The sequence below is a fragment of the Yersinia intermedia genome (genome assembly GCF_900635455.1).
Classification (GTDB): domain Bacteria; phylum Pseudomonadota; class Gammaproteobacteria; order Enterobacterales; family Enterobacteriaceae; genus Yersinia; species Yersinia intermedia.
The window spans coordinates 4,017,767-4,029,728 of sequence record NZ_LR134116.1 but is presented as its reverse complement, the minus strand read 5'-3'; the positions used below and the strand labels follow the sequence as shown (position 1 = coordinate 4,029,728).

Here is an 11,962-nt window from a genome sequence, read left to right as displayed (position 1 = left end):
ATGCAGTTTCATCAAATTAACCCTAAAAATTATTTATTCTTACATTATCTCTTACGCTACAGGAGCAAGATATGCTGAAAGTCATTCAATCTCCGTCAAAATATATTCAAGGTGCCAATGCATTACAGTCCATTGGTGAATTTGCTAAGTTATTAGCTAATAACTATTTTATCATTGCTGATGATTTCGTCATGAAGCTGACTGCTGATACCGTCGGCTCCAGCATGCAAGCCCGTGAGCTGGAACATCATTTCAGTCGCTTTAATGGCGAATGTTCCCGTCACGAAATTGAGCGACTAACGGTTGAGCTGAAAAAGCACGGCTGTAATGGGGTGGTTGGTATCGGTGGTGGGAAAACCCTCGATACGGCTAAAGCGATTGCTCACTATCAGCATATCCCCGTTGTTGTGGTGCCTACCATTGCCTCTACCGATGCCCCGACCAGCGCCTTATCAGTCATTTATACCGAACAGGGCAAGTTCGCTGAATATATGATTTACCCGAAAAATCCTGACATTGTACTGATGGATTCCACCATTATTGCCAAAGCACCAGTACGTTTACTGGTCGCCGGTATGGGGGATGCGCTCTCTACTTACTTTGAAGCACAAGCTTGTTTTGACGCTAAAGCTATCAGTATGGCCGGTGGTGCATCAACATTAGCGGCAGTCACGTTGGCTCGCTTGTGTTATGAAACCTTACTGGCGGAAGGCTATAAAGCCAAACTGGCGGTAGAGGCGGGTGTTGTGACCGAAGCCGTTGAACGTATTATCGAAGCTAATACCTATCTGAGTGGTATTGGTTTTGAAAGTAGCGGCTTGGCGGCAGCCCACGCCATTCATAACGGTTTCACCGTATTAGATGAGTGTCACCACTTGTATCACGGTGAGAAAGTGGCCTTTGGTACGTTGACACAGCTCGTATTACAGAACAGCAGCATGGAAGAGATCGAGACAGTGCTCTCATTTTGCCAGCAACTGGGTTTACCAATCACATTGGCTGAAATGGGGGTTTCTCAGGATATCGAACGCAAAATCCACGCTGTCGCCAAGGCCAGTTGTGCTGAGGGCGAAACCATTCACAACATGCCATTTAAGGTGACACCAGACAGCGTATATGCAGCAATTATTGTGGCTGACCGTTTGGGTCAGGCTTTCCTCAACTAATCTGTGCGGCAAATACGTTCTAAGTAGAAAATCGACTGAGTCTGCCGGTGTTTTGCATCATTGGCAGCTCTGTTCTCCAGCATTCCCGTTCGCGGAGCATAAAATGAAAAAATTAATTAACAGCGTTGAGAGTGTGTTACAGGAACAAATTCAGGGGCTGGTTGCAGCGCATCCTGAGCTGACATTGCATCAGGATCCCCTTTTTATCACCCGTGCAGATGCGCCAGTGAGTGGCAAAGTTGCATTGATGTCCGGTGGTGGCAGTGGTCACGAGCCGATGCATTGTGGCTTTATTGGCGAAGGCATGTTGGATGGTGCCTGCCCTGGTGAGATTTTTACTTCGCCGACCCCCGATCAAATGTATGAATGTGGCCAAGCCATTGATGGTGGGCCAGGTGTGCTGATGCTAATTAAGAATTACACTGGCGACATTCTAAACTTTGAAACTGCCGCCGAGCTGTTGCATGCCGGTGGCACCGCTGTTGCTACCTTAGTGATAGACGATGATGTGGCGGTCAAAGATAGCCTGTATACCGCCGGGCGGCGTGGGGTGGCGAACACGGTGATTATCGAAAAATTACTCGGTGCGGCGGCGGCACGTGGTGATTCTTTGGATGAATGCGCACAATTGGGTCAGAAAATTAATAATCAGGGGCATTCTATCGGCATCGCGCTTGGCGCGTGTACTGTACCAGCAGCCGGTAAGCCGTCATTTATTTTGGCTGAAAATGAGATGGAGTTTGGTGTGGGTATCCATGGTGAACCGGGTATCGAGCGTCGGCCATTTACTTCGCTGAATAACACGGTAGATGCCATGTTCCAGACCTTGATTGATCACGGCAGTTATCAGCGCACATTACGCCACTGGGATCGACAAGCCGGTGACTGGAGTGAGACGCGCCAGAGTAAGCAGCCCTTAGCCAAAGGCGATCGGGTCATTGTTTTGGTCAATAACCTTGGTGCGACTCCCTTATCAGAACTTTATGGTGTCTGGCACCGTCTGGCGGAGTGTTGTACACAATTCGGTTTGACCATCGAGCGTAAGTTGATTGGTTCTTATTGTACGTCATTGGATATGCAAGGGATGTCCATCACCGTGCTGAAAGTTGATGATGAACTGCTGTCATTGTGGGATGCGCCGGTAAGTACCCCTGCGCTGCGCTGGGGGTGCTGATATCTCCTTGGTACTTGAAGCCGCAGGGGGCGCGCGACTTTCACTAATCTGAATCACTTTAAGTAAGCGCATTGGTGTCATGAGCCTCATTGGAGGCTCATCCTGCGGGGTAGCACAAGTACTGCATATGAAACAATCTTATAAAACAGTCTTATAAAACAATGTGCCAGGAGAAGAGCATGGGACTCACTAAACAACAAATTGTCAGTTGGTTACAGCTATGCGCTGAAGTGTTCAGCGAGCAGCGAGATTTTCTGACGCAGTTGGATACCGAAATCGGCGACGGCGACCACGGCCTGAACATGAATCGCGGCTTTAATAAAGTGGTCGAGAAGTTACCTACCTTTGCTGATAAAGACATTGGTTTCATCCTGAAAAATACCGGTATGACTCTGCTTTCAAGTGTTGGCGGTGCCAGTGGCCCGTTGTTTGGCACATTTTTCATTCGCGCGGCACAAAGCACTAATGCTAAGCAGAGCCTCGATCTGACAGCGGTTTGTCAGATGTTTAAAGATGGTGTGGAAGGGGTAGTGATGCGCGGCAAAGCGGAGCCGGGTGATAAAACGATGTGCGATGTTTGGTGGGCGGTGGTGGCGCAGCTTGAACAGGCAAATCAGCAGGGAGTGCCATTGGTGGATGCGTTACAGCAGGCTGTTGAACGCGCTCAGCAAGCATTGGCCGGGACTATTACCATGCAGGCTCGCAAAGGCCGCGCCAGCTATTTGGGCGAACGGAGTATTGGTCATCAGGACCCAGGAGCAACATCAGCGATGTTGATGATGCAGGCGCTATGGCAGGTTGCCAGTCATTAATCAGGCTGGACCGACACGTTTATCAGGAGGAAAGATGGTCAATCTCGTTGTAGTTTCTCATAGCGCGCTGCTGGCTCAGGGTGTGGCCGAACTGGCACAGCAAATGACACAAGGGGGCTGCCAGTTAGCGGTTGCTGCCGGTGTAGACGACCTGGATCATCCTATTGGCACGGATGCCATTAAAGTGATGGAAGCTATTGAGTCGGTTTACACCCCATCCGGCGTACTGGTATTGATGGATTTGGGTAGTGCTTTACTCAGCGCCGAAACGGCATTGGAGTTATTAGACCCCGACATGGCGCAGCATGTGCAACTTTGCGCAGCACCCTTGGTGGAAGGGACTCTCGCTGCTGTCGTTGCTGCATCATCTGGCGCTTCACTCGCCGACGTGCGTGCTGAAGCGATGGGGGCGTTGATCGCTAAAGCCACTCAGCTAGGGGAAGAGGCTACGGCACCTGCCAGCAATGCGGTGGCTAAGGCGGCAGCGGATGCACAAAGTGTCAGTTGGGTGGTTCGCAATCCTAACGGGCTACATGTGCGACCAGCGGCTAAATTGGTCGAAGCATTGGCTCCGTTCGCGGCAGATTTACTGCTGGAAAAAAATGGCCAGTGTGTAAATCCACGTAGCCTGAACCAGCTCGCTATATTGCAAATTCGTAAAGGTGATACCATTCGTTTGCTAGCCAGTGGGGAGCAAGCAGGTGAGGCGCTAGATGCTTTTATGCAACTGGCTCAACAACATTTTGGCGAATTAGTTACCTCCACCAGTGAGGGGGAATTTACCGGCGTGATGGTACCTCGAGGCGCTATTAGTGCGCCGTTGTTGCAATGGTTGCCTGCCCTCCCGGTTTTTTTACCTCAAACAATCAATGTTGAACAGGTAGCTAAAGAGCGGCAGCGTTTACAGCAGGCGTTGGCTCAAACTGTGGCTGATTTGCAGCAGTTGGCGCTACAGGCCGAGCAACAAATTAGCGCTGAGGCTGCGGCTATTTTCAACGCACATGCGATGCTGATAGATGATGAGGAATTGCATCAGGCGATGAGCGCGCGCATAGAGCGCCAGCTCGTTTGTGCAGAATCAGCATTGCAGGATGAATTGATGGCAATGGTGGAAGATTATCTGGCTCTGGATGATGAGTATTTACGCGTTCGGGAATTAGATATCCGCGATATACTTAATCGCATATTGGGCCATTTGACTGGGCTACCACCGGTTTCGCTTTCAGTTAGTGGTGAAATTATATTACTAGCTAATGAGTTATTGCCTTCACAGATGATTGGGCTGAACCACCGGCAGGTAAAAGGCATCTGTTTAAGCAAAGGGCATATCATGTCTCATAGTGCCATTTTGGCTAAAGAGTTGGATATTCCAATGTTAGTCGGTGCCCTGGGGTGCCTGGAAGCCAGCCGTAATGGGCAAAACGCAATATTAGATACCGCCATCGGGGCATTAAAGCTGCAATAAAGAATCATCACCAAAAAATGATTAACTAAAAATTGCAGCTCTGCATCACTCCAGAGCTGCAATTTGTGGAGCCAGACGTCTCAGTGGTGACAAAATCTGGTTTCGCCAGTTATATCGTTCTCTAATGAGTGTTGCGCCGGCGTGCCTAATATTAGCTATTTCACCTTCGGTTAATTGGCAAACCTGACGTATTATTTCCGCTAAACTTGCCGCATTCCCTGGAATATGAAGGAACCCATCGATCCCATGTTCAACTTGCTCACTCAAACCACCGGAGTCGGCAACGACTAACAATGCTCCCTGTTTTCTGGCCAGCCAACGAGACTCCATTGGAATCAATCCATTAGGTTCATTCTCCGCAGAAAGAACGCAAACGCGAGTATTACGCCATTGAATAAGGCATGCCATCAGTTCACGATCAAAAGAATTTATAATAGAGGCAGAGATATTGAGTTGGCTCGCCAAGGCAGATAATTCCGGCAAAATAGGATCACTCATAATAACGGGATGAATATCATTACCCAGATAACGGGCTGCCCTGAGTAACACATCATGGCGCTTGTAATGAACTCCTCTCCCTAACGTGATCGCTAAGGGGTGTTCCAGTGATATGCCATATGATGAGAGTGTGTCACTAATTTCCTGATCACTGCGTATTCTAAACCAGGGATCATTGATATTTATTCCCGCAGGTGTCGGTATAAATGATTGTGGATCAGCACCGTATTGTGCCACTAAGTGCGTCGCCAGAAAGTGACTGATATTGCCGAGCTTAATATTAGAATCAATCTTGGCCCAGTGAACAGCTAACGATTCGGCCATAATGCGCTCAGGATTGGGTAATGGCATTTCATGATTAAATGCCGTGCCATGAGAAATATAAACAACTTTTAAATTCAATGTTTCAACCTCAGCATGTAGACGAGCAATGAGTGGGGTGAACGAGAACGGTAATTCATGGCAAAAGGCTAGGGTGATATCATAATTAGTACTGAGATCGATAATTTTTGCCGCACCAGCCGCAGAGGATATTTGCCAGTTTTGTAAATTGCCAAGAAAAGCGTCACCGTAGGGCCATGAACAATCAACGCCTTTCCCCATAGTCATGTCTGGTACTGTCGAAAAAGTCCCTCCCATATTATTAATTTGGTTTATAAAATAGTTATGATGGTGGGTATCAAAGAAAGCATTATACTTACTGGAGGCAATCTCAATAAAATGGGGTTCTAATGTAATATTATTATTAGCCAGTAATTCAATAACCTCTGGTAATGCCAGGATCTGCCCTCTGATATAGGAACCAACCCCGCCGACAAAAAGTTGTACGCCTTCAGTTATTAAATGAATAATGCCAATTTTTAGGTTTTTTTTATCGCAATTAAACAGTTTTTCACGTTGCATATAAACCTCATCTCTTAATGGATAAATATGACTTACATCTGTATTAACATAAGGGAATTAAATGGTTGTCTTTCTTGTATATCATGTAATTATTAATAAATAGAAAATCTAAACCACAGTTTAAGAATAAATTGATAGCATCTTTGGGCGTTTCCACAATTGGCATCCCTTTGGTATTTAAAGAAGTGTTCAGTAATATAGGGACGCCAGTCTCGGCATGGAAATATTCTATTAACGTATGGAATTTCTTATTCATCTCCTTTTTGACTGTCTGCACTCGAGCACTACCATCAACATGAACAATCGACACTAGTGCTGCTCGATATTGCTCTTTGACATTGGCAATAAATAGCATGTGATCACTGTCATGATTCAAATCAAAATAGTCATGTACTTTCTCATGTAAAACAGCAGGGGCAAAGGGGCGAAAATCTTCACGATATTTAACGTTAGCATTAATATGGTCTTTCATTTGTGGGTTGCATGGATCAGCTAAAATACTTCTATTGCCTAAAGCGCGAGGGCCAAACTCAGACTCCCCTTGGAACCAGGCAATAACATGACCTGATGCGATAGATTTAGCGGCAATAGCTTCAATGTCATCATGGTAATTATATTCAATTTTATCAGTATGCTTTTCAAACTCTTCTATAACGCTAATATCATTATATTTTTTACCAAAGTACGTTGAGCCAGAGTGTTTTACTCGCTCTTTCTTCAGTATTTCCAACCAGCCATAATAGCAACAACCGATCGAAAGCCCGTTATCACCCGCAGCAGGTTGAATATAGAGGTGCTCAAACTCACTATTATTAATGAGTTTTTCATTTGCAGTGGCATTCAATGCGACCCCCCCGGCATAAGCAAAGTTCTTCATAGGATAAAGTTGGTAGTAATAGCTGAATAGATAAAATAGTGCTTGCTCAAGTTTGGTTTGTGCCCAATAGGCCAAATCAGCGTAATACTGAAAGTTGTCACCAAAGTGAGTGGGGCTGGTGTTCAGTAGCGGATCTATATTTATCCACCAGTCATTACGCAATACCACTTTGCCGGAATCGAAAAAGAATGCTTCCCAATCAATAACATTCGGCCTTCCATAAGGGGCTAACCCCATCAGCTTACCTGCGCAATCCAGTTCACCAAAAATATACAGCGCTATTCCTTCATAGAACTCGCCAATAGAATTCTCTATTTCCCAGCTTGAAACAGGGTAATCTCTGCGGTTCTTTCGATTAACCCAGCGGGAGAAATCTTTGAAAATTGGTTTTATTTCTCCATCTTGATAAACGTAGTAGCTGCATGTCTCCCAGTAACGGTAACGATTGTTGACGTGAATGCTATTTGCACCTTTGATACCTTCTACCATGTCATTACAACTGTCTAAGCTACCTCCATGACCATCAATAACCACGATACCCATATCATCAAAAGGTGATGTGCCGATTGCACTGTAGGCATGTGCCAAGTGATGTGAAAGCGTGACGACTGGCACCATAGGGGGCAAAACTCGATTTTTCCGTTGTTCTAATGATTGGCTAAACAATGGATTATAAGAATTTTGTTCAACCACCAACCTGAGATCACTGTATTGAATACCGGCAGCCTCTAAACAATATTGGATTGTGGCATTATCATTGAACCCATCATGCTTCACTCTGGATATTCTTTCTTTTTCAATAGAGAATATAATCTTGCCATCCTTCATTAGGCTAGTTGAGCCATCATGTGATAGGGCCGTGCCGAGAATATAAATTGGTTTTTGCATAATTAATATCCTTATTAATTTGGCCTTTTATTAGTTAAGAATGTAAGCAAGTCGACGTGATAGCGCGAGGGTTGTTAACGATGGATTAGCCGCACCTGGTCGAGGGAATATACTTGGGCCAACAGCATATAGATTCTTAATATGATTAAATTCATGATTTTCATTCAGTATCTTGCCCAGTGGCAGAGTACAACCTTCATGGTTTTCGGTGCCGAGCGGGCTTATCCATGTGGCGGGTTTGTTGACACGGACGGCCCTCGATGAGGAATGAAACTCATGATAGACATCCCCCATGGTTCTCGCATGGACAGTAAAACCGCCTTCAAAAGCTAAAGGGGAGAAGGGGATTGCTATATTTTCACAAATACCATGCCAGAATCTATTTAATTCATCCTGCTGTTTTTGTATTAACGCATTGTCATCATTATTTAAACTACTATAAATTGATAAAGGCATGTCTTCATCATTTCTATCTATATAGATGTATCCTTGTTCTGAAGGGATCTGTTCACCCATTACCCATACTTCTAACTCAATACCAAACTCTGATTGGCTGATGGTGAAAAATAAATTAAACCGCTCGCCTGATGGGCTATGGCAAAAGAAGATGGTGTCAGTGTTATGTTCAATTAACTCTCTGAGCATATTGGGCAGTTTACAATATTCAAGTGTTACATTAAATCCCTGTACAATATGATCAACAAGGCCAGTTACTTTTTCCTCAATCAAAAGCCCTGAGTCATAAAGTGTTTTAGCGGCTAAACGTGTATTTTCAATGGTACCTAAGGCGAGAACACATTTATCAGCAAATACGGGATATATCTCATTTGATTGAGTATTCCTCAATTTAGCGCCAATACAGTGGCCATTTTTAATGATAAGAGCGATAACTTCATGGCCAGAAATGATTTTCGGATCAGCTTTTAATTGGTTATCCTGTTTCCAATAGGATAGTGGTGAATATGATTCCCAACCCCCTGATGAGTCAATATTGCGGATAACCTGTGGTGCGATTTTAAACTCAAAGCCAGAGAATTGGAGAGAGTAATCTGTTTCATGGCTTCTTCCCGCCCATGCGAGTATTTCAGATTGTACCTGAGTGTAAAGTGATGGCCCGCCTAACCAACCTTCTGTCAGATCGCGGACAATATTTGAAGGCCAGTACTTAAGTGACTCCGCTTCTATTGGCAAGATAACACCATGCCAATAGAGGGATCTGCCGCCGACTCTACGGCGCAGACAAGTCCCTTTAGCAAAATGAGGCTCATTTAAAGAATGCCATGAACGGTAGGCATATTTATCAGAATCTTCATTTTTCCAATATTCATTAGCGCGATCGCATTCACCACTTGCATTTATATGGTTGCAATCATCTGCTGGGCCCGCCTCGATAACGACTGTATCTTTTATTCCTCGACAGCTTAAATGCTTGGCTAACTCCAGGCCTGACATACCCGCACCAAGTATTAAGATGTTTATTCTGGATGGAATATCATTTTTGTTTCTACGTGAGTTAATATCTATAATATTCATTATATCTATCCTTCAATAATGGATTTATCAAGAGAGTGATAATTTATATTCATTGCAACTTATCCATAAATTCACTCCATGGTTTTTCAGGAAATCTTGATTGGACAAATTTTTTGTTATTAGCTAACAGAATTTTAATGTCATTAGACTCGGCCGCATGTAAACGCATCCATGTAAACAACTGTTGTGCCGCATCTCGAGGGTGTTCAGGAATCACTTTAATATGATGATATCCAGTACCATAAAATTCAGTGAAGGCCGAGTAGTGTGTCACTGCGCAAGGGATGCCTGCTATCGCGGCAAGTGCTGGCCCTAAACCGACACTTTCTACATTTTCTACATTTGGTGTAAATAAAACCGCACCTGATAAAGTATGGCAAATGGTAAGCAAATCAATTTCATCCAGATACCATTGGTTTTCTTTACTTTTATATGTTTGTATCGGTACTTCATCTAAAAATATAATATCATCATCAAGACCGCATCTTTTTACCTGCTCTTTTAGTTCATAAGCATACTCAGGATCTTCATTGATATTACCGAAGATCAATAATTTTGGCGTGAGCAGTTTTTTTTCTTTATAAATATCAAATAGCTCATTAAAGACACTTATCGATATTTCGATACCTTTGACTCTGAATACCCGAACAGGAACTATAACAATAGATGAACCAACAGGTATATTATGTTGGCTTAAAAAATCAATATGAATATCATTGAAAACAGACATATCTATTGATGGCAATATATTGGGAATGACATCGGGTACAAGTTCTGTTGGGTAGTTTCTGCTTTCCTTTGCCAGTGCTTCAGAAGCCACTATCCATTTAGTATAGGCATTATCTTGTGGTATTGGTGTCAATATATTGGGTTTTTCAGGGTATAGCCTTTCCTCATGCTCATAAATAGCATAACTACCAAAGAGGTCATGATCCCAAAAAATAATACCGCCATTATTTTTTTTAGCCCAGTATTTTCTCGCTGCGTTATGTAGTGCCAGGCTAACAGGAACGGCATCCGAAAGTGTGATGTTTAAGCAGAATACCCAATCGACGTTATTATCCTCAAACCAACTTAGGAAATAATCCTCATAAATTTTAGCAATAGAATCAATATCCTGATTGATGTCTTTAATTTCTGCGTCTGTTAATGATTCATATCTTGCTACTCTCTTTCTGATATGAGTAAAACACTGAGCATGATCGTTATCATATGGAATTTTTTGGTGAATAGAGCTTACATTCATCCATGTTGGATAATGGGATTCAGCACTGCCATACGGGAAAAAGTGTTTTTTGTCCGGCCGCCAAGAGAATCCTAAATCGGCAGGTATTTCATTAATAATCTTATTGTTTTTTATAGCTATTTCTACAACATTTCTAAAAATAGTGAGTAGACCACTTGTTGGGAGTCCATCCCCTGATATGATAGCCCACTTCATTTTTTTCATTATTTATCTCCTGAGGTTAACTGTTTAATTAGTGTGTTTGATAGTGTATTAATTAATAAGAAGACCAATAGACAACCAATCAATATCGTAATCAGTGCAGTTCTTAATGATATCATATCGGCCAACATCCCTATTAATGGTGGGAATATAAGCAGGCCAACTCGTGATATCCAAGTGGCGAATGTGATTCCATTCGTTGAGTTTATATTTGGTATTTGACCAATAAATGAAATAGTTAATGGGAATATAACTGACATCCCTAATCCAATTAACGAAAAACCTAGTATTGAAAAAGTTGGTGAATGATTATCACTGTTGCTATTCCCAATGCCGCCATCAAGATCCCAGTTCTTAATACTGGAATACTCCCAAATTTATTGGTCAGCTCATCACCAAAGCCTCGGCCTATAACCATTGATACTTGACAAGCCAGATAAGGTAAACCTGAAATAACAGAGGGGACTTGATAGTAATTATTCATATATATAGCGCCCCAAATACTTGCTGTATCTTCTATGCCACATGTGAATGCTAGCAAGATTAACGCAATGATATACAGTTTAGTACCTGTGTAACTCATGCTTTTTTTAATATTTTTACGAAGGGGAAATTGATTTTTTAAATTTCCATTTCGGAAGGATGTCATATAATTAATCAATATTATTAGGTTCATAAATAATACAGTAATACTAAATTGCCCCATAGAAAAGCCGAATCCGATTGCTGATATGGCGATGGCCCCTCCCATGATTGTGCCGATACTTTCTGCGCCATGAAATTGATTAATCAAGCTTCGGCCATATAACCTCTGTACATTTAGTGCCTGTACATTCATACAAGTATCTGTCCAGGCATCGAAAACCCCAAACAGGAAAAGCAGTAACGTTATTTCATACCATGATGATGCAAATGGTATTATTGATATGAAAACTATAAAGAATAAAAATGCTATATTTGTTGCCCAATATAACCCAATTGAATTAATAAAATTCTTTGAGAGTAATCCCAGGGCAATTGCGCCTGCTGGGATAGATGATATCATTATACCAACCATATAGTGACTAAGGTAAAACTTCTCCTTTATTTCTGGGATCCAAGGGACGAGACTAGCATAGGCTATTCCGTGGATAAAAAAGAGTAATGATAATATTATTTTCTTGTTTTGCTTATTTTGATTTATTTTAATATTCATTAAA

Annotated in this window: 8 protein-coding genes and 1 pseudogene; 4 read left to right on the top strand and 5 right to left on the bottom strand. The window is 42.9% G+C overall.

The features are described from left to right. Positions 1-71 precede the first annotated feature (71 nt). From EL015_RS18410 to dhaM, 4 genes are all read left to right on the top strand, one after another. Positions 72-1,166: a glycerol dehydrogenase gene (locus tag EL015_RS18410; protein ID WP_005189747.1), complete on the top strand. Its 1,095-nt coding sequence runs from the start codon at positions 72-74 to the stop codon at positions 1,164-1,166. Positions 1,167-1,269: 103 nt separating this feature from the next. Then, positions 1,270-2,340 carry a dihydroxyacetone kinase subunit DhaK gene (gene dhaK / locus EL015_RS18405; protein WP_005189752.1) on the top strand — a complete coding sequence of 357 codons (1,071 nt, stop codon included), beginning with the start codon at positions 1,270-1,272 and terminating at the stop codon, positions 2,338-2,340. Positions 2,341-2,519: 179 nt separating this feature from the next. Continuing rightward, positions 2,520-3,152, top strand: coding sequence for a dihydroxyacetone kinase subunit DhaL (gene dhaL / locus EL015_RS18400; protein WP_005189755.1), 633 nt, complete (start codon positions 2,520-2,522; stop codon positions 3,150-3,152). Positions 3,153-3,186: 34 nt separating this feature from the next. After that, complete coding sequence (gene dhaM / locus EL015_RS18395; RefSeq protein ID WP_005189758.1) at positions 3,187-4,617, top strand: dihydroxyacetone kinase phosphoryl donor subunit DhaM; 1,431 nt, start codon at positions 3,187-3,189, stop codon at positions 4,615-4,617. Between the two features lie 45 nt (positions 4,618-4,662). Here dhaM and EL015_RS18390 read toward each other — a convergent pair whose 3' ends face one another. The 5 genes and pseudogenes from EL015_RS18390 to EL015_RS18370 form a co-directional block, all read right to left on the bottom strand. After that, a complete protein-coding gene (locus tag EL015_RS18390; protein WP_005189760.1) occupies positions 4,663-6,018 on the bottom strand; it encodes a glycosyltransferase family 4 protein in 1,356 nt (451 codons plus the stop codon). 43 nt (positions 6,019-6,061) lie between these two features. Next, a complete protein-coding gene (locus EL015_RS18385) occupies positions 6,062-7,783 on the bottom strand; it encodes a carbamoyltransferase family protein (protein ID WP_032907257.1) in 1,722 nt (573 codons plus the stop codon). Between the two features lie 30 nt (positions 7,784-7,813). After that, a complete protein-coding gene (locus tag EL015_RS18380; RefSeq protein ID WP_005189765.1) occupies positions 7,814-9,316 on the bottom strand; it encodes a GMC oxidoreductase in 1,503 nt (500 codons plus the stop codon). Positions 9,317-9,365: 49 nt separating this feature from the next. After that, on the bottom strand, positions 9,366-10,766 hold the full coding sequence (locus tag EL015_RS18375) for a glycosyltransferase family protein (RefSeq protein WP_005189768.1): 1,401 nt from the start codon (positions 10,764-10,766) through the stop codon (positions 9,366-9,368). Next, positions 10,766-11,958, bottom strand: a pseudogene (locus tag EL015_RS18370) (MFS transporter). The gene EL015_RS18375 and the pseudogene EL015_RS18370 overlap by 1 nt, the downstream one beginning before the upstream one ends. Positions 11,959-11,962: the final 4 nt, after the last annotated feature.